At 69.3% G+C, this 24,177-nt stretch carries 25 protein-coding genes; 12 read left to right on the top strand and 13 right to left on the bottom strand.

The genetic code is table 11. From position 1 onward, the window contains the following. Nucleotides 1-25: 25 nt before the first annotated feature. From polA to NYO99_RS16835, 4 genes are all read left to right on the top strand, one after another. Complete coding sequence (polA, locus tag NYO99_RS16850; protein WP_268168406.1) at nucleotides 26-2,785, top strand: DNA polymerase I; 2,760 nt, start codon at nucleotides 26-28, stop codon at nucleotides 2,783-2,785. A gap of 54 nt (nucleotides 2,786-2,839) precedes the next feature. Continuing rightward, nucleotides 2,840-3,190, top strand: coding sequence for a type II toxin-antitoxin system Phd/YefM family antitoxin (locus NYO99_RS16845; RefSeq protein WP_268168405.1), 351 nt, complete (start codon nucleotides 2,840-2,842; stop codon nucleotides 3,188-3,190). 101 nt (nucleotides 3,191-3,291) lie between these two features. Further along, on the top strand, nucleotides 3,292-3,918 hold the full coding sequence (locus tag NYO99_RS16840) for a response regulator transcription factor (protein WP_268168404.1): 627 nt from the start codon (nucleotides 3,292-3,294) through the stop codon (nucleotides 3,916-3,918). 671 nt (nucleotides 3,919-4,589) lie between these two features. Continuing rightward, on the top strand, nucleotides 4,590-4,961 hold the full coding sequence (locus NYO99_RS16835) for a hypothetical protein (protein ID WP_268168403.1): 372 nt from the start codon (nucleotides 4,590-4,592) through the stop codon (nucleotides 4,959-4,961). A gap of 435 nt (nucleotides 4,962-5,396) precedes the next feature. On the opposite strand, the gene NYO99_RS16830 is transcribed toward NYO99_RS16835, so the two are convergent. From NYO99_RS16830 to xdhA, 4 genes are all read right to left on the bottom strand, one after another. Next, the gene (locus NYO99_RS16830; RefSeq protein WP_268168402.1) at nucleotides 5,397-6,413 is read right to left on the bottom strand and encodes an IS110 family RNA-guided transposase; all 1,017 of its coding nucleotides are present in this window, start codon (nucleotides 6,411-6,413) and stop codon (nucleotides 5,397-5,399) included. Nucleotides 6,414-7,301: 888 nt separating this feature from the next. Continuing rightward, nucleotides 7,302-7,913 (bottom strand): peptidoglycan recognition protein family protein, encoded by a 612-nt coding sequence (locus NYO99_RS16825; protein ID WP_268168401.1) that lies wholly within the window; start codon nucleotides 7,911-7,913, stop codon nucleotides 7,302-7,304. Then, entirely contained in the window at nucleotides 7,910-10,228 is a 2,319-nt protein-coding gene (gene xdhB / locus NYO99_RS16820) for a xanthine dehydrogenase molybdopterin binding subunit (RefSeq protein ID WP_268168400.1), read from the bottom strand. Before xdhB ends, NYO99_RS16825 begins: the two co-directional genes overlap by 4 nt. Then, nucleotides 10,225-11,691, bottom strand: a complete 1,467-nt coding sequence (gene xdhA / locus NYO99_RS16815; RefSeq protein WP_268168399.1) for a xanthine dehydrogenase small subunit — start codon at nucleotides 11,689-11,691, stop codon at nucleotides 10,225-10,227. The genes xdhB and xdhA overlap by 4 nt, the downstream gene beginning before the upstream one ends. Before the next feature lie 39 nt (nucleotides 11,692-11,730). Between xdhA and guaD the strand changes: the two genes are divergently transcribed. After that, complete coding sequence (guaD, locus tag NYO99_RS16810) at nucleotides 11,731-13,038, top strand: guanine deaminase (protein WP_268168398.1); 1,308 nt, start codon at nucleotides 11,731-11,733, stop codon at nucleotides 13,036-13,038. Nucleotides 13,039-13,136: 98 nt separating this feature from the next. Beyond that, nucleotides 13,137-13,331, top strand: a complete 195-nt coding sequence (locus NYO99_RS16805) for a hypothetical protein (RefSeq protein ID WP_268168397.1) — start codon at nucleotides 13,137-13,139, stop codon at nucleotides 13,329-13,331. A 6-nt stretch (nucleotides 13,332-13,337) separates the two neighbouring features. Here NYO99_RS16805 and NYO99_RS16800 read toward each other — a convergent pair whose 3' ends face one another. Together NYO99_RS16800 and NYO99_RS16795 are read right to left on the bottom strand one after the other, a co-directional pair. Continuing rightward, nucleotides 13,338-14,096 carry a substrate-binding periplasmic protein gene (locus NYO99_RS16800; protein ID WP_268168396.1) on the bottom strand — a complete coding sequence of 253 codons (759 nt, stop codon included), beginning with the start codon at nucleotides 14,094-14,096 and terminating at the stop codon, nucleotides 13,338-13,340. A 22-nt stretch (nucleotides 14,097-14,118) separates the two neighbouring features. Then, a complete protein-coding gene (locus tag NYO99_RS16795; RefSeq protein ID WP_268168395.1) occupies nucleotides 14,119-14,673 on the bottom strand; it encodes an NUDIX hydrolase in 555 nt (184 codons plus the stop codon). A gap of 32 nt (nucleotides 14,674-14,705) precedes the next feature. On the opposite strand from NYO99_RS16795, the gene maiA reads away from it, so the two are divergent. Both maiA and NYO99_RS16785 read left to right on the top strand, forming a co-directional pair. Continuing rightward, nucleotides 14,706-15,341 carry a maleylacetoacetate isomerase gene (maiA, locus tag NYO99_RS16790; protein WP_268168394.1) on the top strand — a complete coding sequence of 212 codons (636 nt, stop codon included), beginning with the start codon at nucleotides 14,706-14,708 and terminating at the stop codon, nucleotides 15,339-15,341. Next, complete coding sequence (locus tag NYO99_RS16785) at nucleotides 15,331-16,056, top strand: purine nucleoside phosphorylase YfiH/LACC1 family protein (RefSeq protein ID WP_268168393.1); 726 nt, start codon at nucleotides 15,331-15,333, stop codon at nucleotides 16,054-16,056. Before maiA ends, NYO99_RS16785 begins: the two co-directional genes overlap by 11 nt. Here NYO99_RS16785 and NYO99_RS16780 read toward each other — a convergent pair. Continuing rightward, nucleotides 15,979-16,239 carry a hypothetical protein gene (locus NYO99_RS16780; RefSeq protein WP_268168392.1) on the bottom strand — a complete coding sequence of 87 codons (261 nt, stop codon included), beginning with the start codon at nucleotides 16,237-16,239 and terminating at the stop codon, nucleotides 15,979-15,981. The genes NYO99_RS16785 and NYO99_RS16780 overlap by 78 nt on opposite strands. A 131-nt stretch (nucleotides 16,240-16,370) precedes the next feature. On the opposite strand from NYO99_RS16780, the gene phaC reads away from it, so the two are divergent. The 3 genes from phaC to phbB are packed head-to-tail and all read left to right on the top strand — an operon-like array spanning nucleotide 16,371 to nucleotide 20,023. Further along, nucleotides 16,371-18,041: a class I poly(R)-hydroxyalkanoic acid synthase gene (gene phaC, locus NYO99_RS16775; RefSeq protein WP_422395512.1), complete on the top strand. Its 1,671-nt coding sequence runs from the start codon at nucleotides 16,371-16,373 to the stop codon at nucleotides 18,039-18,041. Nucleotides 18,042-18,060: 19 nt separating this feature from the next. Beyond that, nucleotides 18,061-19,245 (top strand): acetyl-CoA C-acetyltransferase, encoded by a 1,185-nt coding sequence (locus tag NYO99_RS16770; RefSeq protein ID WP_268168391.1) that lies wholly within the window; start codon nucleotides 18,061-18,063, stop codon nucleotides 19,243-19,245. 40 nt (nucleotides 19,246-19,285) lie between these two features. After that, nucleotides 19,286-20,023: an acetoacetyl-CoA reductase gene (gene phbB, locus NYO99_RS16765; protein ID WP_268168390.1), complete on the top strand. Its 738-nt coding sequence runs from the start codon at nucleotides 19,286-19,288 to the stop codon at nucleotides 20,021-20,023. Between the two features lie 70 nt (nucleotides 20,024-20,093). Here the strand turns inward: phbB and NYO99_RS16760 are convergent, their stop codons facing one another. From NYO99_RS16760 to NYO99_RS16735, 6 genes are all read right to left on the bottom strand, one after another. Next, a complete protein-coding gene (locus NYO99_RS16760) occupies nucleotides 20,094-20,570 on the bottom strand; it encodes a DUF2269 family protein (RefSeq protein ID WP_268168389.1) in 477 nt (158 codons plus the stop codon). Continuing rightward, nucleotides 20,567-20,932: a DoxX-like family protein gene (locus NYO99_RS16755; protein WP_268168388.1), complete on the bottom strand. Its 366-nt coding sequence runs from the start codon at nucleotides 20,930-20,932 to the stop codon at nucleotides 20,567-20,569. The genes NYO99_RS16760 and NYO99_RS16755 overlap by 4 nt, the downstream gene beginning before the upstream one ends. After that, nucleotides 20,929-21,753 (bottom strand): NAD-dependent epimerase/dehydratase family protein, encoded by an 825-nt coding sequence (locus tag NYO99_RS16750; protein ID WP_268168387.1) that lies wholly within the window; start codon nucleotides 21,751-21,753, stop codon nucleotides 20,929-20,931. The genes NYO99_RS16755 and NYO99_RS16750 overlap by 4 nt, the downstream gene beginning before the upstream one ends. A 3-nt stretch (nucleotides 21,754-21,756) precedes the next feature. Continuing rightward, nucleotides 21,757-22,137, bottom strand: a complete 381-nt coding sequence (locus NYO99_RS16745; RefSeq protein ID WP_268168386.1) for a hypothetical protein — start codon at nucleotides 22,135-22,137, stop codon at nucleotides 21,757-21,759. A gap of 22 nt (nucleotides 22,138-22,159) precedes the next feature. Then, nucleotides 22,160-22,582, bottom strand: coding sequence for a thiol-disulfide oxidoreductase DCC family protein (locus tag NYO99_RS16740; protein ID WP_268168385.1), 423 nt, complete (start codon nucleotides 22,580-22,582; stop codon nucleotides 22,160-22,162). A gap of 69 nt (nucleotides 22,583-22,651) precedes the next feature. Beyond that, nucleotides 22,652-23,236, bottom strand: a complete 585-nt coding sequence (locus NYO99_RS16735; RefSeq protein ID WP_268168384.1) for a GbsR/MarR family transcriptional regulator — start codon at nucleotides 23,234-23,236, stop codon at nucleotides 22,652-22,654. Between the two features lie 101 nt (nucleotides 23,237-23,337). Here NYO99_RS16735 and NYO99_RS16730 point away from each other — a divergent pair, with 101 nt between their 5' ends. Then, on the top strand, nucleotides 23,338-24,159 hold the full coding sequence (locus tag NYO99_RS16730; protein WP_268168383.1) for a TIGR00266 family protein: 822 nt from the start codon (nucleotides 23,338-23,340) through the stop codon (nucleotides 24,157-24,159). Nucleotides 24,160-24,177 lie beyond the last annotated feature (18 nt).

The raw sequence follows: 24,177 nt of genomic DNA, 5'->3' as shown, positions 1-24,177 counted from the left end.
GGGAGGTGTCCGAGAATCCGTCGCCATGAGTAAACCCATCCTGCTGCTGGTCGACGGTTCCAGCTACCTGTACCGCGCCTTCCATGCCATGCCCGACCTGCGCGGGCCCGAAGGGCAGCCCACCGGGGCGGTGCGCGGCATGGTGGCCATGCTGAAGAAGCTGCAGAGCGACATCGGCGCGGAGCACGCCGTCTGCGTGTTCGACGCCTCCGGCCCCACCTTCCGCGACGAGTGGTACCCCGAGTACAAGGCCCAGCGCTCGCCCATGCCGCCGGAGCTGCGCGCGCAGATCGAGCCCATCCACGAGGTCGTCAAGCTGCTGGGTTGGCCCACGCTGACGGTGCCGGGCGTGGAGGCGGACGACGTCATCGGCACGCTGTGCCGCGTCGGCGTGGCGCAGGGCCACCGCGTCATCGTGTCCACCGGCGACAAGGACCTGTCCCAGCTCGTGAACCCCGACGTGGAGCTCATCAACACCATGAGCAACGAGCGGCTGGACGAGGCCGGCGTGCTGGCCAAGTTCGGCGTGCCGCCGGACCGCATCATTGATTACCTGACGCTGATGGGCGACACGGTGGACAACGTGCCCGGCGTGACCGGTGTGGGCCCCAAGACGGCGGCCAAGTGGATTGCCGAGTACGGCTCGCTGGACGGCGTCATCGCTGCGGCGGCCAGCGTGAAGGGCAAGGCCGGCGAGAACCTGCGCGCCGCGCTGGACTGGCTGCCCATGGGCCGCAAGCTCGTCACCGTGAAGCTGGACTGCGAGCTGGCCGACCACGTGAAGGGCTGGCCGTCGCTGGACGAACTCGCCTTCCGCGCGCCCGACAAGGCGCCGCTGGCCGAGTTCTACACGCGCAGCGGCTTCAAGGCCTGGCTGGAGGAACTGACCGGCGCGGCACCCGCGCCCAAGCCCAAGGCCGCCGCGGCGGCCAGCCCCGGCCTGTTCGACGAGCCCGAGCCGCCCGCCGGTGCCGCCGACCTGGCCCGCCAGTACGACACCATCCTCACGTTCGAGCAGCTGGACGCCTGGATCGCCCGCCTGCGCGCCGCTCCCTTGTGCGCGCTGGACACCGAGACCGACTCTCTGGACCCGATGGCCGCGCAGATCGTTGGCATCTCCTTTGCCGACCAGCCCGGCCAGGCCGCTTACATCCCGCTGCGCCACAGCGGGCCGGACGCGCCCGAGCAGTTGCCGTTTGACGAGGTGCTGGCGCGCCTCAAGCCCTGGCTGGAGGACGCGTCGGCCAAGAAGATCGGCCAGAACCTCAAGTACGACCGCCATGTGTTCCTGAACCACGGCATCCAGCTGGCCGGCGTGCAGCACGACACGCTGCTGCAGAGCTATGTGCTGGAGGCGCACAAGACCCACAACCTCGAAGCGCTGGCCGAGCGCCACCTGGGCCGCAAGGGCCTGAGCTACGAGGACCTGTGCGGCAAGGGCGTGCACCAGATCCCGTTCGCGCAGGTGGCGGTCGACAAGGCCACCACCTACTCGGGCGAAGACAGCGAGATGTGCCTGCACCTGCACAGCGTGCTGTGGCCGCAGATCCAGGCCGAGGCCGGCCTCAAGCGCATCTACGAGCTGGAGATGCCCACCGCCGACCTGCTGGCGCGCATCGAGCGCACCGGCGTGCTCATCGACACCGAGCGCCTGCAGCAGCAGAGCCACGAGATCGGCCAGCGCCTCGTCACGCTGGAGCAGCAGTGCTACGACATCGCCGGCCAGCCCTTCAACATCGGCAGCCCGAAGCAGATCGGCGAGATCCTATTCACCAAGCTGGGCCTGCCGGTCGTCAAGAAGACGGCCACCGGCGCGCCGTCCACCGACGAGGAGGTGCTGACCGAGCTGGCCGCCGATTTCCCGCTGCCGGCCAAGATCCTGGAGTACCGCGGCCTGGCCAAGCTCAAGAGCACCTACACCGACAAGCTGCCGCTGCAGGTCAACGCCCACACCGGCCGCGTGCACACCAACTACGCGCAGGCCGTGGCGGTCACGGGGCGGCTGTCCAGCAACGAGCCCAACCTGCAGAACATCCCCATCCGCACGGCCGAGGGCCGCAAGGTGCGCGAGGCCTTCGTCGCGCCGCCGGGCTGCAGGATCGTCAGCGCCGACTACTCGCAGATCGAGCTGCGCATCATGGCCCACATCAGCCAGGACGCCGGCCTGCTGCGCGCCTTCCAGGAAGGCCAGGACGTGCACAAGGCCACCGCCAGCGAAGTGTTCGGCGTGCCGCTGGACGAGGTGTCCAGCGAGCAGCGCCGCTACGCCAAGACCATCAACTTCGGCCTGATCTACGGCATGGGCGCCTTTGGCCTGGCCTCGGCGCTGGGCATCGAGCAGAAGGCCGCCAAGGACTACATCGACCGCTACTTCACCCGCTTTGCCGGCGTGAAGACCTACATGGACGAGACCAAGGCCGGCGCCGCCGAGCGCGGCTACGTCGAGACGCTGTTCGGCCGGCGCATCTACCTGCCGGAGATCCGCGGCGGCAACGGCCAGCGCCGTGCCGGCGCCGAGCGCCAGGCCATCAACGCGCCCATGCAGGGCACGGCGGCCGACCTCATCAAGCTCGCCATGCTGGCCGTGCAGGCCGAGCTGGAGCGGGCCGGCAAGCAGAGCAAGATCGTCATGCAGGTGCACGACGAACTGGTGTTCGAGGTGCCCGAGGCCGAGCTGGACTGGATGCGCACCGAGGTTCCGCGCCTGATGGCCGGCGTGGCCCAGCTCAAGGTGCCGCTGCTGGCCGAGGTGGGCGTGGGCAGCAACTGGGAAGAGGCGCATTGATTTCCTATTTTTTCCAAAATAGGGACCATGGGCGGGCCTGACCAGGAGCCGCCCATGTCTGCCGCCGTCGAACAAGCCATTGCCGACCAACTGCCCAGCGTGACGGTCACCGAACTCGTGGCCGGCATCCAGAAGCTGGGCCGCGCGGTGGCTGCGCATGGCGCCGTGCTCATCACCAAGCACGACCAGCCGGCCTTCGTGCTGATGCCGGTCGAGCGCTACCGCGAACTGCAGCGCGCCGCGGAGGCCGACCTGGGCGCGCTGAGCGGCGAGTTCGATGCGATGTTCGCGCGCATGCAGGGCCATGGCCAGGGCGAGGCGCTGGCCGACGCGTTCGCGATGGCGCCCGAGGCGGTCGGCCAGGCTGCCGTGAAGGCCGCCAAGCCCCGCCGCAAGGCCGCCTGACTTGCCGATCTTCGTGCTGGCCGGCGTCAGCGGCGCCGGCAAGAGCTCGCTGGCCGCCGCCCTGCGTTGACTATCATCTTCCGCGTCCACAAGGAGGGGTGATGCAGGTTCTGCTGGTCGATGCGTTTCCGATGGTGCGCGCGGCGCTGACGGCCCTGATCGAGCAGCACTTTGCGGGCGCGCAGGTGCTGGGTGTGGACAGCGCCGCCGCCGCGCGGGCCGCGCTGGCGCAGCAGGTGCCGCACCTCGTGCTGCTGGACCTGCGCGTTGACGGCGGCTTCGAGCTGATGAACCAGATCCACCAGCAGCACCTGCTGCTACCCGTGGTGGTGATCTCCGGCAGCGACGACACCGAAGACGCACTGCAGGCACTGGGCGCCGGTGCCATGGGCTATGTGCCCGAGCGCAGCGACCTGGGCACGCTGGTGCAGGCCCTGCACCTGGTGCTGGCCGGTGGCACCTATGTGCCGCCGCTCAAGCGCCTGGCCGACGAGCCCGCGCCCGCATCGGCCGAGCCTGGCCAGGCCTGGGCCGACCTGCCGCTGACACCGCGCCAGAAGGGTGTGCTGGACCTGCTGTCGCGCGGCCTGTCCAACAAGGAGATCGCCCGCGAACTCAACATCGGTGTGGACACCGTGAAGGACCACGTCGCCGCCGTGCTGAAGGCGCTCGGCGCCAACTCACGCACGCAGGCGGTGCTGATTGCGACGCAAAAACGCGGGCGGTGACGGGCTGCATGCGGTTGCCGGCGGCGCCCGCGTGGTGGGCGGTGATCGGCCCGTTATCGTCACTCACCCAACGGCAACAGCCGTGGCGCAGCCACCCGCCGTTGCGTCAGATGCCCGGGCGGGCGCACGGCAGTTTTCACCGAGTTCGTGCGAACGGGGGGCTGGCATCATTTGCGAACGACAGACGCCGTTCTTCGGGCGAAGAGAACTTGTTACAACGCGCCGCTTTTGTCGGAAATTTAATGACCGTTTCGCCCGTCGATATTTTTGGAAACTGCTGATGCGTCAAGTGCTTGCAGCATTCAACCGGCGGTGTGTTGTGGCGCACCGTTCCTGCTTAAGCAGCAGTGGGTGTCTCCCGAAAACACGTTCCCTTGATCATCTGCTGCAGCAAACCTAACAGGATAATCGAAAGACTGTATGTTTATACAGCATCGAAAAACTGCTAGCTTGCGCTGCGTAGCAGGCGCGCACGCCCAAGCGAGCTTGGTGCGGACGAGCCAGCAACGCAGCGTGAACGTATCAGCCTTGCGTAGGCTGTTTTGTGCACAGAGCGGTGCGCAAAACCCCGTTCGAGCGTGCCCCGCAGAAGCTCCAGAGAACCTGTCGCTAGAACGGACGCCACTGCGTGGCGCCGCTCACCTTTCACGTTAGCCGTCATGGCTGCTTGTATGCCCAACGAATCGGTCGCAGATATCAAGTGCCCGTCCTGTGCTGGTGACGCTGTCGTCAAGGGCAGTCTTGTTGCATCGGACGAGGATGAAAGGTTCAACGGACGCTTCTTTCCAGAAAACCTGAAGTTCACCGCAATTCGCCGATCAGTCGTTGTTCTGGGAGATCAGGGGTTCGTCGCGTGCACGAACTGCGGCTGCCTCTGGAACTACGTGGAGCCGGCCAAGCTGCAAGCGCTTTTGAAACAGAAGAGGAAGGGCGAAAGCCCTTTTGCGCCTGGGAACTCGCACCGCGCCAAGTGGGCACTTCTAGTGCTCCTGGCCTTCTTAGTTTTCGGCGCGACGACCGGGCTTGTTGCCCTATTCGGCTAGTGCGTGAGAATGGCGGCTAACCAATCGCTCGAGCCGACTCGCGTCGGCAAGCCGCCGCTCGCGGCTCAGCTCTACAAGGGCTTCCCCGTCCGTCAAGCCAAACGAATCCCTGATGGCCCGCCGTGCGGGCCATTTCTTCATCTGCATTCCCTTCTAGACCTGCCACCGTGGCGTTAGCGTGGGCTGGCGAGAAGAACAACAAGGTGCGGACTGGCCAAACTACAAACGGTCATCGATGTGGCGTTCGATGCCACGGACCCTGATGAAGGACGCACGCGGGGGACCCATTCGTTAGCCGGCAAGCTTGCGCCGCCCTTGAATTCATCGGTCACGCCCCGCGCAGGTCCAAACCTGTTGTCATCAACGCTTGCCGTCACACGGCGGTGGTTCTGTGTTTCTCTGGCTTCGGTGTGTGGTGAGTCGGGTCGGATTGGGTCAAGCAGGCAGCACGAACTCATCGCCGCGCCGCAGGACCGCCCAGGCCATGCGTGCGTTCTTGGCTGCGATGGCCACCACGGCCCGCCAGTAGCCGCGCCGCTCAGCCAAGGCGAGGGCCCAGCGGCTGACGGGGTCGGCCTTGTTCTTGGCGGCGGCCAGCAGCGCCTTGGCGCCCAGTACAAGCAGGCTGCGCAGGTAGGCGTCGCCGGCCTTGGTGATGCGCCCGAGCCGGGTTTTGCCACCCGAGCTGTACTGGCCCGGCGTCAGGCCCAGCCAAGCGGCGAACTGGCGGCCGCAATCGAAGTCGTGCCCGTTGCCGATCATGGCCAGCAGGCAGGTGGCCGTGGTGGGCCCCACGCCGCCGAGCTGCATCAGCCGCCGGGCTCGCTCGTCGTCCTTGGCCATGGCCTGGATGTGGGCGTCGTACTGCGCAATGCGCTCGTCCAGGTGGGTGACCTCGCTGAGCAGGTCGCCGATGACGGTGTTGGCGTGGCCCGGCAGCTCTTCCAGGCACTCGCAGGCCCGGCGGCGCACGGTGGCGGCCTTGAGCGGCAGCACGATGCCGAACTCGCTGAGCAAGCCGCGGATGCGGTTGATCGTGGCGGTGCGCTGCTCGACAAACCCCTGGCGGGCGCGGTGCACCATCAGGCGCGACTGCTGTTCGAGGTTCTTGAGCGGCACGAAGCGCATGTGGGGCCGCTGGATGGCCTCGCAGATCGCTGCAGCGTCGGCGGCGTCGTTCTTGCCGCGCTTGCCCGTCATGCGGTAAGGCGTGACGAACTTCGGTGCGATCAGCCGCACGGTGTGGCCCGAGGCCTGGAACAGCCGCGCCCAGTGGTGGGCGCCGGAGCAGGCCTCCATGCCGATGACACACGGTGGCAGGCTGGCGATGAGCTCGTGGAGCTTGTCGCGCGGCACCGCCGGCCGGATCAGTTCGGCCTTGCCGGCCTCGTTGACGCCATGAACCGCAACAACGTTCTTGGCGAGGTCGATACCCACGGTCAGAATCGTCATGGACTTCCCCTTCCGGATGAGTTGATGAGAGATCGCACTTCCCATCGTGGCACCTGGTTGCCGTTTGCCGCAACGCGGCTAGTTCGGGACGGGGAAGTCCCTTTCATTCGTTAGCCGTCATGTATCGGACCGCCATTCCCCGATGCGTCGTCGTCGGCTCACTCCAGCCCGTTCCATATTCGCACTTCATGACCGGGGCGATACCTGCCAAGTGCCGCGCCTGCGAGAACATGTTTGAAGGTGGATGCACTCGCGCCATGGAGCAGGTCCATGGGTATCTCGCACTCGATCATGGCCCGTGCCCAGTGAGAGGGCCAACTGACCCGGTGATCGTCGAAACCGAGCACTACACCAGCAAGGTATTCGTCCCGGCTAAGTGTGAGCGCTGTCGCTTCCTCGAGCTGGAGAAAGCACGTGGCTTCGTTTGCAACTTTGAGCGCGCGAAGTGGGGAGCCTTCCCACGCACCCTCGATTGGGGAACTTGGAACCCCGACCATCCGAACGTTGCTCTCAAGAGTGGCCGATCTGTCCCCATTGGCGTGCTCCAAGCCGTTGCCGCACGGCACGAGGCGGAAGCCATCAAGGTATTCCGAGCCGCGCATTCAGACGCAACGCTTAGGGAAGCGCGAGATGCGTATGCAGAGCTCTTGCCACAGGTTCCCCGCAATGACGGCTAACCTGCCATTGGAGCGGACCGCCTTCGGCGTCCGCTCACTTTCACGTTGGTCAGCAGCATCCCGGCTTTGACCTGCATCTGACCGTGCTGGAGCGAAATATCGCTGTTGGCCATCAGCCGACCTCGGTCGCCGCATGCTCACTGACCGCCACGCACAGCCGCCCACTCGCTGGTGCCGGCCCGTGCTGGCCGCGCACGGCAGCCGCGCCGCATCACCGGCCGTTCAGCCGCCGCGCGACCTCGGCCTTGAACCAGCCTGACGTCAGGTGGGCGTACAGGTGCTGGCCCGGGCACACGGTCTGGGCGCTGTAGTCCTTGTGGCTGGCGATGTCGTCCAGCCCCAGCCCGTGCTGGTGGGCCAGCCAGGCGGTCAGCTGCACGGCGGCGTCCAGTTGCGCGGGCGTGGGCTGTTGCACCTCGAAGTTGCCGACCAGCATCAGCAGCGCGTGGCCGCGCGGGTCGTAGTCGGTGTTGGTGTCGCCCGGCTGCTGCAGGGGCCGTGCCGCGTAGATGCGGCCGTCGGGGGCGATGACGTAGTGGTAGGGGATGTCGGCCCAGCGCTTGGTGAGGCGCGACCATTGCTGCAGCCGGCGCAGGTAGGCCGCCACGTCCGTGCCGTCCTTCCAGACCTCGCCCTGGTGGTGCAGCGTGATCTTGTGGATGGGCTGGGCGGGCGCGGTGGTGCTGGCGGGCGTGCCGCCCCAGGCGGCCACCTCGATGATGGCTGGCGCGGGTGGTGCGGGTGGCGGCGGCGGTGCGGTGGCACAGCCGGCCAGCGCGAGGGCTGCAGCGAGGGAGGCCAGGGCGGTGAGGGGGCGTGTCATCGCACGGCGTCGATGGCGTCCAGCACGGCCTCGGCGGTGGCCGGGGCGCGCAGTGGCGGGTCGCAGCCTTCGGGGCCGGCGGCGGCGCAGGCGTCCTTGATGGCCAGCAGCGCCGCAAAGCCCAGCAGCAGCGGCGGCTCGCCGACGGCCTTGCTGCGGTGGATGGTGTCACTGGCATTGGCCACGCCGAACAGCGCGGTGTGCAGCTCGGTGGGGCAGTCGTTGGCGGTGGGGATCTTGTAGGTGCTGGGCGCGTGCGTGGTGAGCAGGCCGGTGGTGGGGTGCCACACGAGCTCCTCCATCGTCAGCCAGCCCATGCCCTGGATGAAGCCGCCCTCGACCTGGCCGATGTCCAGCGCGGGGTTCAGCGAGTTGCCCACATCGTGCAGCAGGTCGGCCCGCGTGATGCGGCTCTCGCCGGTCAGCGTGTCGACGAGCGCCTCGCAGACGGCGCCGCCCCAGGCGTAGTAGTAGAAGGGGTGGCCCTGCAGCTTGGCCTTGTCCCAGTGCAGGCCGGGGGTGGCGTAGAACCCGTCGCTCCACAGCTGCACGCGCTGCAGGTAGGCCTGGGCCACCAGGTCCTGGAACGACAGGCACTGCCCGCCGCCGCTGACCTGCCCGCCGTCAAAGGCCACCCGCTCGGCCGCGCAGCCGAAGCGCTCGGCCGCCAGCGCCGCCAGCCGTGCCTTGATCTTGCGCGCGGCGTCCTGCGCGGCCTTGCCGTTGAGGTCGCTGCCGGTGGAGGCCGCGGTGGCCGAGGTGTTGGCGACCTTGCTGGTGTCGGTCGCCGTGCAGCGTACCTGCTCGAACGGGATGCCCAGCTCGTGCGCCACGACCTGGGCGACCTTGGTGTTCAGGCCCTGGCCCATCTCGGTGCCGCCGTGGTTCACGAGCACCGAGCCGTCGGTGTAGACATGTACCAGTGCGCCGGCCTGGTTCAGGTGCACGACGTTGAACGAGATGCCGAACTTGACCGGCGTGAAGGCCAGGCCCTTCTTGAGCACCGGGCTGGCGGCGTTGAAGGCGGCGATCTCGGCGCGGCGCTCGGCGTAGCGGCTGCTGGCCAGCAGCTGCGCCGTCAGCGTCTGGGCGTGCAGTTCCTCGACGCGCTGGCCGTAGGGGGCCACGTCTTGCCCGGGGGCGTAGAAGTTGCGCTGGCGCACCTCGGTGCCGTCGCAGCCCAGCCGGCGGGCGATGCCGTCCAGGATCATCTCGATGGCGATGGCGCCTTGCGGGCCGCCGAAGCCGCGGAAGGCGGTGTTGCTCTGCGTGTTGGTTTTCGCGCAGTAGCCGTGCATGGCCACGTGGGGCAGCCAGTAGGCGTTGTCGAAGTGGCACAGCGCGCGGGCCATCACCGGCGCGGAGAGGTCGGCGCTGTGGCCGGCATTGGAGACGAGCTCGATGTCGGCGGCGAGGATGCGGCCGTCGTCGTCGAAGCCCACGTCCCAGCGGTAGTCGAAGCCGTGGCGGCGGCCGGTGATGAGGAAGTCGTCGTCGCGGTCCAGGCGCAGCTTGACCGGCTTGTTCAGCCGCAGCGCGGCGAGGGACGCCACGCAGGCGAACAGCGCCGACTGACTCTCCTTGCCGCCGAAGCCGCCGCCCATGCGCCGGCATTGCACGGTGACGCGGTGGGCGTGCCAACCCAGCGCGTGCGCCACCAGCTGCTGCATCTCGCTGGGGTGCTGCGTGGAGCAGTGCACCAGCAGGCTCTCGCCGCCTTCCTGCGGCACGGCCAGGCTGATCTGGCCTTCCAGGTAGAACTGCTCCTGGCCGCCCAGGTGCCAGCTGCCTTGCAGGCGGTGCGGCGCGCGGGCCAGCTGCTCAGCGGGCTCGCCCCGCGTGAGGTGCATGGGCGGCAGCACGTACTGGCCCTGGGCGTGCGCGTCCAGCGCGGTCAGCACGGCCGGCAGCGGCTCGGCCTGGATGACCTGCTTCGCGAGCGACGCCGCACGGCGGGCCAGCTCGCGATCGGTGGCGATGATGGCGAACACGGGCTGGCCCACGTAGCGCAGCTCGTCGGCGGCGAGGATGGGGTCGTCATGCAGCAGCGGGCCGCAGTTGTTTTCGCCGGCAATGTCGGCCGCGGTGAGCACAGCCACCACGCCGGGCTGCTGGCGCAGGCGATCCAGGTCGATGCCGGTCAGCCGCCCGTGGGCGAGGGGCGACAGGCCCAGCGCGGCATGCAGCGTGCCGGCAGGCTCGGGCAGGTCGTCGGTGTAGGGCGCCGCGCCGCGCACATGCAGGTGGGCAGACTCGTGCGGCCGCGAATGGCCGACGACGGGCGGCGTCAGGGGCAGGTGTTCGGGCTTGTTCATGCGGCCAGCCTCGCGCTGCGCCAGACGGTGATGGTGCGGCGGTCCAGCGTCTCCAGCCACAGCTTGCGCAGCAGGTTCTGCGCGACCTTGAGGCGGTAGGCGTGGCTGGCGCGCATGTCGGTCAGCGGCTGGAAGTCGTGCACCAGCGCGGCGGCTGCGGCGTCGGCCGTGGCCTGCACCCAGGGCTGGCCGACGACGGCGGCCTCGGCCTGCGCTGCGCGCTTGACGATGGCTGCCATGCCGCCGAACGCGAAGCGCGCCTGCTGCACCGTGCCATTGCGCAGCTGCACGGCCAGCACGGCGCAGACGGCGGAGATGTCGCTGTCATGCCGCTTGGAGATCTTGTGTGCGCTGATGGCCCAGCTGGTGTCGGGCTTGGGCACCCACAGCGCTTCGATGAACTCGCCGGGCTGCAGGTCCTTCTTCATGTAGTCCAGGTAGAAGTCCTGCAGCGGCAGGCGGCGCTGCTGGTCGCCCTTGCGCAGCAGCACGTCCGCGCCCAGCGCGATGAGGGCCGGCGCGCCGTCACCGATGGGCGAGCCGTTGGCGATGTTGCCGCCCAGCGTGCCCGCATGGCGCACCGGCGGCGACGCAAAGCGCCGCCACAGCTCGGCCAGCGACGGCGCCATCGTCGTCAACGCCGCCCATGCGTCTTCCAGCGCGGCGGCGGCGCCTATCCACAGGCCGTCGTCCTGCGCGCGGATCTCGCGCAGCGCCGTCACGCGGCCGGTGTAGATCAGCGTGGGCAGGTCGCGGAACTGCTTGTTCACCCACAGGCCAATGTCGGTGGAGCCGGCCAGCAGCGTGGCCTCGGGATGGGCCTCGCGCAGGCGGGCGAGCTCGGCCAGGTCTTGCGGCGCATGAAAGCGCAGCGCGCCGTGCTGGTAGTGCAGCGGCGCATCGGCCGCCAGGCGCTGCAGCGCGGCGATGAGGGGCGCGCGGTCCAGCGGCTGCGCGGGGGCGTCGAACATGCGCTCGCCGGCCTCCAGGATGGGCCGGTAGCCGGTGCAGCGGCACAGGTTGCCGGCCAGGTCGTCGGCCAGCTGCTCACGCGTGGGGCGGGTGCCGGCGGCCTGGTGGGCCTCGTAGCAGGCCGTCATCGTCATCACGAAGCCCGGGGTGCAGAAGCCGCACTGGGAGCCGTGGCAGTCCACCAGCGCTTGCTGCACCGGCGTCAGCGCGCCGGGGGCGCCCAGATCCTCCACCGTCAGCAGCGCGCGGCCGTCCAGCGTGGGCAGGAACTGCGTGCAGGCATTGACATTGCGTAGCTGCAGCTGGCCGCTGGCATCCAGCTCACCCTGGATGACGGTGCAGGCGCCGCAGTCTCCTTCGGCGCAGCCTTCCTTGGTGCCGGTGCAGCCGGCATGCTCGCGCAGGTAGTGCAGCACCGTGGTGGTGGGCGGCAGGCCGTCCAGCTCGACGACGGCGCCACGGTGGAAGAAGCGGATGGGGCGGGTATTCATGCTGCCGTCGATTGTCGAGGCTTGATCCAGAATTGCCATATGAGTTTTACTACCCAGAAAAACTTCGAGCCGGCCCCGCGCCGCTGGGCCTTGCGGGGCGACCTGCTGGACTTCACGGCCGCACCGGCCTGGGGCGAGGTGGCGTCCGCGGCGGTGCGCTTCGACCGCGACCACTGGCTGCTGATCGAAGACGGCCGCATCGTCGGCCGCCAGGCCCACGAGCCCGATGCCAGCTGGGTGCGCAAGGACCATGCCGGCCAGCTGGTGCTGCCGGGCTTCATCGACACCCATGTGCACTGCCCGCAGCTGGAGGTCATCGGCTCCTATGGCACCGAGCTGCTGGACTGGCTGGAGCGCTACACCTTCCCCAGCGAATGCGCCTTTGCCGACCCGGCCCGCAGCCGGGCGGGGGCCGAGGTCTTCCTGGACGCGCTGCTGGCCAGCGGCACCACGGCGGCCGTGGTGTTCGCGACCGTGCACAAGGTCAGTGCCGAGGCCCTGTTCCAGGGCGCTATGGCGCGCGGCATGCGGCTCATCACCGGTAAGGTGCTGATGGACCGCCACGCGCCCGATGGCCTGCGCGACGACGTGACCCGCGCCGAGCGCGACTGCGTGGATCTGATCCAGCGCTTCCACGGCCAGGGCCGGCTGTCGTACGCGGTGACGGTGCGCTTCGCGCCCACCAGCACGCCGGAGCAGCTGGCCATGGCCGGTGCGCTGTGCCGCGCCGACGCCAGCCTCTACATGCAGACCCACGTGGCCGAGAACCGCGCCGAGGTCGAGTGGGTGGCGCGGCTCTTTCCCGAGGCGCGCAGCTACCTGGACGTCTACGAGCGCGTGGGCCTGGTGCACGAGCGGGCCGTGCTGGCCCACGGCATCTGGCTGGACGCGCAGGACAAGGCGCTCATCGCCGAGCGCGGCGCGCAGGTGGCGCATTGCCCGTCCAGCAACCTGTTCCTGGGTAGTGGGCTGTTCGACTGGACAGCGGCACCGTTCAACGTGAGCCTGGCGTCCGACGTCGGTGGCGGCACCTCGCTGAGCCTGCCGCGCAACATGGGTGACGCCTACAAGGTGCAGGCGCTGCGCGGCCAGCGGCTGACCGCCTGGACGGCGCTGCACGCGGCCACGCGGGGTGCGGCCGAGGCGCTGCAGTTGGGCCACGAGATCGGCGGCCTGTCGGCGGGGCAGGCTGCTGACCTGTGCGTGTGGGACTGGGCCCACGGGCCGGTGGCCGAGGTGCGCGACGCCGCCGCCCACGAGCTGCACGAGCGCGTGTTCGCGTGGATGACGCTGGCTGACGAGCGCAACCTGGCCGCCTGCTACGTGGCCGGCCGTCAGCGCGTTTGACGGGCTGTCCGGCGTGATCGCCGCTTCGTCGCGCGCCGCGTGACGGGGAGGGCGGCGCCCCCTACCGTGGCGGCCGTCCGTTCACAAGGAGTCCCGCGATGCTCGGCCTGTTGCTCTGGTGCATCCTGTTCGTCGTCTGCTGGCCGCTGGCCTTGCTGGCGCTGCTGCTGTGGCCGCTGGTGTGGCTGATCACGCTGCCGTTCCGGCTGCTGGGCATCGCGGTCGAAGGCGTGTTCGAGCTGCTGCGCGCCATCGTGCTGTTGCCCGCGCGCCTGCTGGGCGGCGGCCGCTGAGCGAGGTCAGCTCGGCGTGGCCGGGCGCTCCACGCCCCAGCGGCGGTACAGCTCGGCCGCCTCGGGCAGGCGCAGCCAGCGCTCGAAGGCCTGGTCGTAGCGCTGCGCCAGCACCTCACCCGCCGCGCTGCGGCCGAAGGCCATGTGGCCGTGCAGCACGTCCAGCGGCGGCGAGCAGCGCGCAATCGCGTCACCCAGGCCGAGTTGCTGCAGCACAGGCTGACAGTTGCGGTCGTTCGCCGCAAACAGATCCACGCGCTGGCGGTGCAACATCTGCAGCCCGGCCTCGACGTTCTTGACCCAGGTCAGCTGCGTGAGCGAGGGCTTCATGCGCTCGAAGCGGCTGCCATAGGCCCAGCCCCGCACGCCGGCCACCGGCACCTGCGCGAGGCTGCTGAACTCGCCCGTCCAGCGCGATTCCTCGCCGCGCCGGGCGTACCAGACCATGGCGTCCGAGTAGAACGAACGCACGCTGAACAGCATGCGCGCCTCGCGTTCGGGCGTGCGGTAGGGGCCGACGAGGATGTCGGCCTCGCCCTGTTCCAGCATCAGTTGCGCGCGCTGCCAGGGCAGCCATTCGCACTGCACGTTGGTGCCGAAGAGCTGGGTCAGCAGGTCCACGGCCAGGCCGCGTGGCGGCTTGCCCTCGCTGCCTTCGAACAGGCGCGCGAACTGTGTGCCCACGGCGCGCAGCGGTGCCGCCTGCGCGTGACTGGCCAGCGCCAGTGCACCCATGCTTCCCAGCCAGTGGCGTCGTGTCTGCATGGCCGGCATCATGCGCGCGCGCTCAGGGAATGTCGATGCAGCGCAACGCGAAACCGCTGCCGGTGCGCCGGTCCTCGAAGAAGCTGTGCAGCGTCTCGCGTGTGGTGCGGAAGGCGAGCTCGTCCCAGGGGATCTCGTGCTCGGCGAACAGCCGCGCCTCCAGCGACTCGGGCCCGGGGTTGAAGGTCGTGGAGCGCAGCGTGGCGCGGTAGAACAGATGGATCTGCCCCACCCGCACGACGTTGAGCAGCGTGTACAGCGGGCCCATCTCGATGTCGGCGCCGGCCTCCTCATGCGTCTCGCGCAGCGCGCCCTCGGCCGAGGTTTCGCCCAGCTCCATGAAGCCGGCAGGCAGCGTCCACAACCCGTGGCGGGGTTCGATGGCGCGGCGGCACAGCAGCACGCGGCCGTCGGCCTCCCACACCGGCAGCGTGCCGACCACGTTCAGCGGGTTCTGGTAGTGGATGGTGTCGCAGGCCGTGCACACGGCGCGCTCACGGCTGTCGTCGGCCGGGATGCGGTAGTCCACGGCAGCGCCGCAGCTGGAGCAATGTTGGAAGCGGCTGTGCAGAGGCATGCGGCCGAGTTTAGAAGCACCAAAATGACAGCATGAAGCTCTACAACTATTTCCGCTCCTCGGCGTCCTGGCGGGTGCGCATCGGCCTGGCGCTCAAGGGCTTGGCCTACGACTACCTGCCCGTGCACCTGGCCAGGAACGAGCAGTTCGGCGCGGCCTTCGCGGCACAGCAGGCCTCGCAGCTGGTGCCGGCGCTGGTGCTGGACGACGGCCAGTGGCTGGGCCAGTCCATGGCCATCCTGGAGTACCTGGACGAGGTGCATCCCGAGCCGCCGCTGCTGCCACGCGAGCCCCTGGCCCGCGCCCAGGTGCGCGCGCTGGCGCAGGACATCGCCTGCGACATCCACCCGCTGAACAACCTGCGCGTGCTGCGCCACCTCAAGGGTGAGCTGGGCCACACGCAGGAGGAGGTGGACGCCTGGTACCGCCACTGGATCGCCACCGGGCTGGCGGTCGTCGAGCGGCGGCTGGCGGCGAGCGCGGGGCGATTCTGCTTCGGTGACGCCCCCGGCCTGGCCGACTGCCTGCTGGTGCCGCAGGTCTACAACGCGCAGCGCTTCGACTGCCCGCTGGACGCCTACCCCACGGTGATGCGGATCAACGCCGCCTGCCTGGCGCTGCCGGCGTTCGCGAGCACCCGGCCCGAGGCCTGCCCCGATGCAGCCTGACGCGACCTGGCTGAGCCCGGGCTGGCCGGGCGTCACGGCTTTCATGACCGGGCGCGGCCCCAACTTCGGCCGCAAGGCGGGCGATGCCAGCGAGGTGCGCGCCAACCGTGCCGCGCTGGCGACGCTGCTCGGCGCGCGGCCGGTGTTCCTGGATCAGGTGCATGGCGCCGACGTCGTGCAGTTGCGTGCCGACTGGCACGACGACAACGCGCCGCCGGCCGACGCGGCCGTGTCCACCGACCCCGACCTGGCCGTGGCCATCCTGGTGGCGGACTGTCTGCCCGTGCTGTTCAGCGCGCCGGGCGGCGTGGCCGGTGCGCATGCGGGCTGGCGCGGCTTGGCGGCCGGCGTGCTGCAGAACACGGTGGGCGCGCTGTGTGCGGCCACGGGCTGCGCGCCGGGCGACGTGCGCGCCTGGCTGGGCGCCTGCATCGGGCCGCAGGCCTTCGAGGTGGGACCGGAGGTGGTGGCCGCCTTCGGCCGCGAGCCGCTGGCGCGCGATCAGCCCGGTGTGCTGTACCGGCCCACCCCCGAGCCTCGCTGGCGCATTGACCTGGCCTTGCTGGCTCGCGAAGCCTTGCAGGCGGCCGGTGTCGCGCAAATCAGCGGCGGCGGCTGGTGCACGTTGACCGACGATTCACGGTTCTTCTCGTTCCGCGGGGAGGCGCTCGGCCGGCCCCGGGGGCGCATGGCTGCCTGCATCAGCCTGCGCTGAGTCCTGGGCGGCGCGGCGGCGCCGGCCCGGCGTGCCCAGGATGTACATGAGCAAACCCAGTGGCAGCACGCCGTACAGCATCAAGGTGATGAAGGCGCCGAACAGCGTGCCCTGCGGGCTCATGGCTTCGGCGGCGGCCATCATCAATGCGACGTAGGCCCAGGCGATGGCAATCAGATACATGAGGAGCGGTTGACCTTTGTCATGGGCGTGTCGGCGCATCAGGGTACAAAGCCTGCGGCTGCCGGCATGTGGCAAGCTTATTGCAATGGTTCACGGCGAGACTGTCTCGACGAAGCGTTCCCAGGAGATCCATGGCCACCCGCAAGAAGAACGAACCGCTCGGCGCCGAGGCGCAGCCCTTCGCCGAGCTGATGCAGCAGATGACGCACCTGCCGCAGATCTCTCCCGCGACGCTGGCCGAACTGCAGGCCGACTACCTGAAGCAGGCCGCCGCGTTGTGGAACAGCGCACTGGGTCAGAGTGACGTGCCGGCGGTCAGCGACCGGCGCTTCTCGGCGCCCGAGTGGCGGGCCAACCCGGCCGCCAGCTTCATGACGCAGCTCTACCTGCTCAACGGCCGCACACTGCAGCAGATGGCCGCGGCCGTGGAAGCCGACGACAAGACCCGGGCCCGCATCAAGTTCGCGGTGCAGCAGTTCGTTGATGCGGCCTCGCCCAGCAACTTCCTCGCAACCAACCCCGAGGCGCAGAAGCTTGCGCTGGACAGCCATGGTGAAACGCTGGCGCGCGGCCTGCAGCAGCTGTGGGGCGATGTGCAGCGCGGCCATGTGTCGCAGACCGACGAAAGCGCCTTCGAGGTCGGCAAGAACGTGGCCACGACGGCCGGTACCGTGGTGTTCGAGAACGAACTGTTCCAGCTCATCGAGTACGCGCCGCTGACGCCGCAGGTGCATGCCCGGCCCTTCCTGCTGGTGCCGCCCTGCATCAACAAGTTCTACATCCTCGACCTGCAGCCGGACAACTCGCTGATCCGCTACGCCGTGGCCGAGGGGCACCGCGTCTTCGTCGTCAGCTGGCGCAACCCGGACGAGTCGGTGAAGCACCTGACCTGGGACGACTACGTCGAGCAGGGCGTTGTTCAAGCCATCCGTGTCGTGCAGGCCATCTCCGGCCAGGACCAGATCAACACGTTGGGCTTCTGCGTAGGCGGCACGCTGCTGGCCTGCGCGCTGGCCGTGCTGGCCGCACGCGGCGAGCAGCCGGCCGCCAGCCTGACGCTGCTGACCACGCTGCTGGACTTTGCCGACAACGGCATCCTGGACATCTTTGTCGACGAGGCCAGCGTGCGCCTGCGCGAGGCCACGCTGGGCCCCGACTCGCCCAAGGGCCCGCAGCTGCTGCACGGCCAGGAACTGGCGACGACCTTCAGCTTCCTGCGCCCCAACGACCTGGTGTGGAACTACGTCGTCGGCAACTACCTGAAGGGCGAGGCGCCGCCGGCCTTCGACCTGCTGTACTGGAACGGCGACTCCACCAACCTGCCGGGGCCCATGTACTGCTGGTACCTGCGCCACACCTACCTGCAGAACGAGCTCAAGGTGCCGGGCCGGCTGACCGTGTGCGGCGAGAAGCTGGACCTGTCAGCGATTGCCTGCCCGGTCTACATCTACGGCTCGCGCGAGGACCACATCGTGCCCTGGCAGGCGGCCTACCGGAACACGCAGATCTTCAAGGGGCCGCGCCGCTTCGTGATGGGCGCCTCGGGCCACATCGCCGGCGTCATCAACCCGCCGGCCAAGGGCAAACGCAGCCACTGGATTGCCAAGAGCACGGCCCTGCCGGCCGACCCCGAGGCCTGGCTGCAGGGCGCCACCGAACACCCGGGCAGCTGGTGGACCGACTGGTCCGCCTGGCTGGCCTCGCACGCCGGTGCGAAGAAGCCCGCGCCCAAGGCGCCGGGCAGCCGCAAGTACAAGGCCATCGAGCCCGCGCCCGGTCGCTACGTGAAAGTCAAAGCCTGATCACTTTTTTGGAGACACCATGAGCCAGCAAGACATCGTCATCGTCGCCGCCGCGCGCACCGCCATCGGCAAGTTCGGCGGCACCCTCGCCAAGACCCCCGCCAGCGAGCTGGGCGCCGCCGTCATCCAGGACCTGCTGCGCCGCACCGGCCTGGCCGGCGAGCAGATCAACGAGGTCATCCTCGGCCAGGTGCTGACAGCCGGCGTGGGTCAGAACCCGGCCCGCCAGGCCGTCATCAAGGGCGGCCTGCCGCAGGGCGTGCCGGCGTTCACGATCAACAAGGTCTGCGGCTCGGGCCTGAAGGCCGTGATGCTGGCCGCGCAGGCCATCCGCGACGGTGACAGTGACATCGTCATTGCCGGCGGCCAGGAGAGCATGAGCCTGTCGCCCCACGTGCTGCCCGCCTCGCGCGACGGCCAGCGCATGGGCGACTGGAAGATGGTCGACACCATGATCAACGACGGCCTGTGGGACGTGTACAACCAGTACCACATGGGCATCACTGCCGAGAACATCGCGAAGAAGTGCGGCATCACCCGCGAGCAGCAGGACGCGCTGGCGCTGGCCTCGCAGCAGAAGGCCGCCGCCGCGCAGGATGCGGGCCGCTTCAAGGACGAGATCGTGCCCTTCAGCATCGCGCAGAAGAAGGGTGAACCCATCGTCTTTGCGGCCGACGAGTTCATCAACCGCAAGAGCAACGCCGAAGTGCTGGCCGGCCTGCGCCCCGCCTTCGACAAGGCCGGCAGCGTGACCGCCGGCAATGCCTCGGGCCTGAACGACGGCGCCGCCGCCGTGATGGTGATGACGGCCGCCAAGGCCGCCGCGCTGGGCCTCACGCCGCTGGCGCGCATCGCGTCCTACGCGTCGGCCGGCCTGGATCCGGCCTACATGGGCATGGGCCCTGTGCCCGCGGCCCGCAAGGCGCTGGAGCGTGCCGGCTGGAAGCCGGCCGACCTGGACCTGCTGGAGATCAACGAGGCCTTCGCGGCCCAGGCCTGCGCCGTGCACAACGAGATGGGCTGGGACACGAGCAAGGTCAACGTCAACGGCGGCGCCATCGCGCTGGGCCACCCCATCGGCGCCAGCGGCTGCCGCGTGCTCGTCACGTTGCTGCACGAGATGGTCAAGCGCGACGCCAAGAAGGGCATCGCGTCGCTGTGCATCGGCGGCGGCATGGGCGTGGCCCTGACCGTTGAGCGCTGAGCTTCATTTCCCCCACCACTCCAACTACGAGGAGACACCCATGAGCCAGAAAGTTGCCTACGTCACCGGGGGCATGGGCGGTATCGGTACCGCCATCTGTCAGCGCCTGCACAAGGAAGGCTTCAAGGTCATCGCCGGTTGCGGCCCGAGCCGCGACTACCAGAAGTGGCTGGATGAGCAGAAGGCGCTGGGCTACACCTTCTACGCCTCGGTCGGCAACGTCGCCGACTGGGACTCCACGGTCGAGGCCTTCACCAAGGCCGTGCAGGAGCATGGCGCCATTGATGTGCTGGTCAACAACGCCGGCATCACGCGCGATCGCATGTTCCTGAAGATGACGCCGGACGACTGGAAGGCTGTCATCGACACCAACCTGAACTCCATGTTCAACGTGACCAAGCAGGTCGTGCCGGGCATGGTCGAAAAGGGCTGGGGCCGCATCATCCAGATCAGCTCGGTCAACGGCGAGAAGGGCCAGGCCGGCCAGACCAACTACTCCGCTGCCAAGGCCGGCATGCACGGCTTCACGATGGCCCTCGCCCAGGAGCTGGCGGCCAAGGGCGTGACGGTGAACACCGTGAGCCCGGGCTACATCGGCACCGACATGGTCAAGGCCATCAAGCCCGAGATCCTGGAGAAGATCGTCGCCACCATCCCGGTCAAGCGCCTGGGCACGCCGGACGAGATCGGCTCGGTCGTCGCCTGGCTGGCCGGTGAGGACAGCGGCTTCACTACCGGTGCGGACTTCTCCTGCAACGGCGGCCTGCACATGGGCTGACGCGGCCTCGGCCGCATGAGCAGCAGGCTGCGCACGCAGCCGGCTTTCTTGCGCCGGCGGCCCGCCGTGCTCAGCCCCCCAATGCCGGCTTGTTCACCATCAGGAAGAACACCGCCAGCATGGCCGCGAAGGCCGGGTAGCCCAGCCATTCCCAGGCGCGTTGCCAATGCCCGTATTGCACTGACAGTCCGCGGCCCTCGGCCAGCGCGGCCTCCACCTCGCGTGCCATCTTCAGCTGCAGCCACAGCACCGGCAGCCAGCATGCGCCGGCCAGCGCAAAGAGCAGCAGCGAGGCCAGCAGCCACGGTGTGGTCAGCGGCCAGCCGGCCGTGTGGGCCAGCCAGAGGCCGGTGAGCGGCTGGGCGATGACGGCGGGCGTCGTGAACCACAGGTCAGCCCGCACGACAAGGCGCGCGACTACCGCGCGGGCCTCGAGGCTGGCGCAGCGGTTGGCGAAGAACAGGTAGAAGGCCGAGCCAAATCCGGTGCCGACGAGCACGACGCTGGACACGATGTGCAGCCATTTGACAAGCAGGTAGGCGTTCATGTGTGGGCGTCCTTCTCGCCCAGCAGCGCGAGCAGGGCTAGCGTGGGCAGGTTCTTCAGCAGCGCGCCGAAGGGGTCCAGCCACAGCGCGGGCATGAGGGCAGTGGCGATGATCGTCATGCCGACGACGCCGAGTGCGGCCAGCCGGTAGGTGAGGGCGTCGGGGCGCAGCAGCAGTAGCAGGCCGATGGCGGCGTCCCAGGCGCAGCCGAGCAGCACGATGGCCCGCGCGGCGCCTGTGGAAATACCGGTGGCCTGTTGCAGCAGCGCGATGCCGGCCGCGCCGCCGTCATGCAGGCTGGCTGCGACCGTGCCGCACCACAGCAGCACGAGGGAGGCGCGGGCGATGCGCAGCGATGTCATGCCCAGGCCCCCTGCATTGCATCGCGCAGCGGCCGGCCCAGCGGCGTGGGCGCCGCCGGTGCGGTGCTGTCGTGGGCCAGCAAGTCCAGCGCGGTGCTGCACCAGGGGCCCAGGGCCAGCAGGTCGCCCACCCGTGCGGACGCCCGCGTGAGCGCGCCCGGCAGGGCGATGGCGCGTGCGGGGCACCGGCCCCGGGCCGCGCGGCGGCGGGCAATCCAGTCGGCCACCGGCGCCGCCTCAGGGCCCACGGCCGTCCAGGTGATGAGCGCCTCGCTGCCCAGCGCCTGGACGATGCCGGCGGCCAGGTCTTCCACGCGGATGGGCTGCACACGGCAGCGCGCCACCTCGGCCGGCAGCGGCAGCCACGGCAGGCGGGCCAGCTGATCCAGCAGGCGGCTGCTGACGCCGCCGGGGCCGACCACCAGGCTGGGCCGCACGATGCAGGCGCGGCCGGCCAGCGCCACCTCACCGGCGCGCTTGCTGCGCGCATAGGCGCTGATGCCGCCGCACAGCGCGGACACATGGACCAGCCGCCGGATGCCGGTAGCCTCGCAGGCGTCGGCCAGGGCGGCCGGGGCGCGGTGGTGCAGCAGGTCCAGCAGGTTCGTCACGCCACCGGCCTGGTCGCGCAGGCAGCCGGCGGCGTAGACGACGCCGTCGACGCCGGCCACGTCAGCCAGCAACGGCCGCCAGGCTTCGGGACGGTCCCAGGTCGTGACAGGCGGCAAGGACGGGCGCACGAGGGTGTGGCCGGCGTCGGCCAGCGCGTGGCGGACGTGCGTGCCGATGAAGCCGCCGGCACCGATGACAAGGATGTTCATGGCTCAGACCCACCGGTCGGCTGCCGCGACCGGGGCCCGCGGTGCTGCAGGTCGAGCCAGCCGCTCGCGCACCGGCGCCCACACCTGCCGCGCGATGACGGCGATGCTGACGAAGCTGCCCGCCGCCGCCAGCCACAGCGCGCGGCGCAGCGCATCCAGCAGGCTGCCGTCGAAGGCGCCGAAGCTCAGGGCCAGCACCAGCGCGCCGGCGATGACCAGCACATGGGCGCTGCGCAGCCAGAACTGCGCGCCAGCCTGGCCCGGCAAGGGCGTCGCGCAGAGCGCGTCCAGCACGACAAGCAGGATGGGCCTCAGGTAGCCGATGGCCAGCAGTGGGCCCAGCACGGCGATGACGAGGGTGAGGACGAAGTTCAGTTCCGACATGGTGCTCTCCTTGGGGGTGATCTCAATGGGTGCGGCAGGCGCCGTCCGGGGCGCAGCGGCCGGCGTGCAGGTGCACGAGGCGCAGCAGCCAGCGCGGCAGTCGGTAGCGGTGGTCGGCCAGCCAGTCGTAGGCCGGGCCGGCCAGCCGCGCCAGCACGGGGTGGGCGAGCGCGGCGGCGATGCGTGTATGGCCGGTCGCGGCATAGACGGCCTGCACGGCCGGCACGCCCACCAGCCAGCGGCCGTCCTCGCGCAGCACATGCAGCCGCGCCATCAGCGCGGCCTGCGTGACACCCAGCGCCGCGGCTTCAAAGCCGGGCCGGGCGATGTCGACGAAGCGCAGCCGCCCGGCGCGGTTGTCGCGCATCAGCACGCCCATCTCGTTGCGGCACAGCGGGCAGTCGCCGTCGTAGAAGACCGTGTGGCTGGGTGAACTGGCTGTCATGGCTGTTATTTCTGTTGAAAGAGAAATTGAAGGGCAAAAAAAGAGGGCGCAGCTGCGCCCGGTGCGGCCTCATCCCATCGGGGGCAGGGTGGGCATGGCGGGGAAGGCGGCGGCTGGCGCGTCGGGCGCGTCCGCCGGTCGCACGAAGCGCTGCACCTGGGCGCCCAGGCGCAGGATCTTCTCCAGCGTGGCGGGCGACAGCCGCAGCATCTCGTCGCTCCAACTGCCCAGGGTCTGCATGAAGTCCAGCGTGCTGCGCAGACGGTCCTGCATCTCGGGCGACTCCTGGGCCAGCGCGGGGTCGACGGACAGGTCGCGCAGCAGCGCGACGGTGGGGTCAAACTCGCGCTCCTTGCGCTGGCGCACGATGGTGCGGAACAGCTCCCACACATCGCTGGAGGTTTCGTAGTAATCGCGGCGGTCACCCAGCATCTGCGTGACGCGGATGAGCCGCCAGTTCAGCAACTCCTTGAGGCTGTTGCTGACGTTGGAGCGGGCCAGCACCAGGGTGTCGGCAATCTCCTCGGCGTGCAGCGGGCGGCCGTGCACGAACAGCAGCGCATGGATCTGCGCGACGCTGCGGTTGACGCCCCAGTTCGTGCCCATCTCGCCCCAGTGGACGATGAAGCGGCGGCTGATGTCGGTGAGTTCCATGACCTGCAGCGTACATCGCCTGAAATTTCTGTCAACACAGAAATTAAAGGGCGTTTGGAGACCCGTGGCATCATGCGCGCGCTTTTTTCAGGAGAGCCGACATGGCGATGGATGTAGTCGATTACGAGATCAAGGGTGCCGAGATGCAGTTCGTCGAGGTCGAACTGGACCCCGGCGAGGCGGCCATCGGCGAGGCCGGTTCCATGATGTTCATGGATGCCGGCATCCACATGGACACGGTGTTCGGCGACGGCTCGGCCAACCAGGGCGGCGGCTTCTTCGGCAAGTTGCTGGGTGCCGGCAAGCGCCTGATCACGGGTGAGTCGCTGTTCACGACGGTCTACACCAACAACGGCCACGGCAAGCAGCGCGTGGCCTTCGCCGCGCCTTATCCCGGCAAGATCCTGCCGATGGATCTGCGCCAGCTGGGCGGCATGCTGATCTGCCAGAAGGATTCCTTCCTGTGCGCGGCGCGCGGGGTGTCGCTGGGCATCGCGCTGCAGCAGAAGCTGTCCACCGGCTTCTTTGGCGGCGAGGGCTTCATCATGCAGAAGCTCGAGGGCGACGGCCTGGCCTTCGTGCATGCTGGCGGCACGGTCGTGCGCCGCACGCTGCAGCCGGGCCAGACGCTGCTGGTGGACACCGGCTGCGTGGTGGCCTACACGCCCAGCGTGGACTTCGAGATCCAGTACGTCGGCAAGATCAAGACGGCGCTGTTCGGTGGCGAGGGCCTGTTCCTGGCCAAGCTGACCGGCCCGGGCGAGGTGTGGCTGCAGAGCCTGCCGTTCTCGCGCCTGGCCTCGCGCATCTTCGCGGCGGCGCCGCAGACCGGCGGCGGCGGCCGCGAGGAGGGCTCGGTGCTGGGCGGCTTTGCCGGCGCCGGCCTGCTGGGCGGCCTGCTCGGCGGCGACCGCGACGACTGAACGCGCAGCGCGCGCGGT

It is taken from the genome of Roseateles hydrophilus, from assembly GCF_026712245.1.
Classification (GTDB): Bacteria; Pseudomonadota; Gammaproteobacteria; order Burkholderiales; family Burkholderiaceae_C; genus Pelomonas; species Pelomonas hydrophilus.
Note: the sequence above shows the minus strand (reverse complement) of the source record. Positions and strands in the feature narration are given on the sequence as shown.

Coding starts and splice junctions, on each gene's coding strand:
- xdhA (WP_268168399.1), bottom strand. CDS start 11,691: ATGAATACCCGCCCCATCCGCTTCTTCCACCGTGGCGCCGTCGTCGAG.
- NYO99_RS16735 (WP_268168384.1), bottom strand. CDS start 23,236: ATGGAACTCACCGACATCAGCCGCCGCTTCATCGTCCACTGGGGCGAG.
- NYO99_RS16825 (WP_268168401.1), bottom strand. CDS start 7,913: ATGACACGCCCCCTCACCGCCCTGGCCTCCCTCGCTGCAGCCCTCGCG.
- NYO99_RS16755 (WP_268168388.1), bottom strand. CDS start 20,932: ATGACATCGCTGCGCATCGCCCGCGCCTCCCTCGTGCTGCTGTGGTGC.
- phaC (WP_422395512.1), top strand. CDS start 16,371: ATGGCCACCCGCAAGAAGAACGAACCGCTCGGCGCCGAGGCGCAGCCC.
- NYO99_RS16780 (WP_268168392.1), bottom strand. CDS start 16,239: ATGTATCTGATTGCCATCGCCTGGGCCTACGTCGCATTGATGATGGCC.
- NYO99_RS16745 (WP_268168386.1), bottom strand. CDS start 22,137: ATGTCGGAACTGAACTTCGTCCTCACCCTCGTCATCGCCGTGCTGGGC.
- guaD (WP_268168398.1), top strand. CDS start 11,731: ATGAGTTTTACTACCCAGAAAAACTTCGAGCCGGCCCCGCGCCGCTGG.
- NYO99_RS16835 (WP_268168403.1), top strand. CDS start 4,590: ATGCCCAACGAATCGGTCGCAGATATCAAGTGCCCGTCCTGTGCTGGT.
- NYO99_RS16800 (WP_268168396.1), bottom strand. CDS start 14,096: ATGCAGACACGACGCCACTGGCTGGGAAGCATGGGTGCACTGGCGCTG.
- NYO99_RS16760 (WP_268168389.1), bottom strand. CDS start 20,570: ATGAACGCCTACCTGCTTGTCAAATGGCTGCACATCGTGTCCAGCGTC.
- maiA (WP_268168394.1), top strand. CDS start 14,706: ATGAAGCTCTACAACTATTTCCGCTCCTCGGCGTCCTGGCGGGTGCGC.
- NYO99_RS16840 (WP_268168404.1), top strand. CDS start 3,292: ATGCAGGTTCTGCTGGTCGATGCGTTTCCGATGGTGCGCGCGGCGCTG.
- NYO99_RS16750 (WP_268168387.1), bottom strand. CDS start 21,753: ATGAACATCCTTGTCATCGGTGCCGGCGGCTTCATCGGCACGCACGTC.
- xdhB (WP_268168400.1), bottom strand. CDS start 10,228: ATGAACAAGCCCGAACACCTGCCCCTGACGCCGCCCGTCGTCGGCCAT.
- polA (WP_268168406.1), top strand. CDS start 26: ATGAGTAAACCCATCCTGCTGCTGGTCGACGGTTCCAGCTACCTGTAC.
- phbB (WP_268168390.1), top strand. CDS start 19,286: ATGAGCCAGAAAGTTGCCTACGTCACCGGGGGCATGGGCGGTATCGGT.
- NYO99_RS16795 (WP_268168395.1), bottom strand. CDS start 14,673: ATGCCTCTGCACAGCCGCTTCCAACATTGCTCCAGCTGCGGCGCTGCC.
- NYO99_RS16730 (WP_268168383.1), top strand. CDS start 23,338: ATGGCGATGGATGTAGTCGATTACGAGATCAAGGGTGCCGAGATGCAG.
- NYO99_RS16740 (WP_268168385.1), bottom strand. CDS start 22,582: ATGACAGCCAGTTCACCCAGCCACACGGTCTTCTACGACGGCGACTGC.
- NYO99_RS16830 (WP_268168402.1), bottom strand. CDS start 6,413: ATGACGATTCTGACCGTGGGTATCGACCTCGCCAAGAACGTTGTTGCG.
- NYO99_RS16770 (WP_268168391.1), top strand. CDS start 18,061: ATGAGCCAGCAAGACATCGTCATCGTCGCCGCCGCGCGCACCGCCATC.
- NYO99_RS16845 (WP_268168405.1), top strand. CDS start 2,840: ATGTCTGCCGCCGTCGAACAAGCCATTGCCGACCAACTGCCCAGCGTG.
- NYO99_RS16805 (WP_268168397.1), top strand. CDS start 13,137: ATGCTCGGCCTGTTGCTCTGGTGCATCCTGTTCGTCGTCTGCTGGCCG.
- NYO99_RS16785 (WP_268168393.1), top strand. CDS start 15,331: ATGCAGCCTGACGCGACCTGGCTGAGCCCGGGCTGGCCGGGCGTCACG.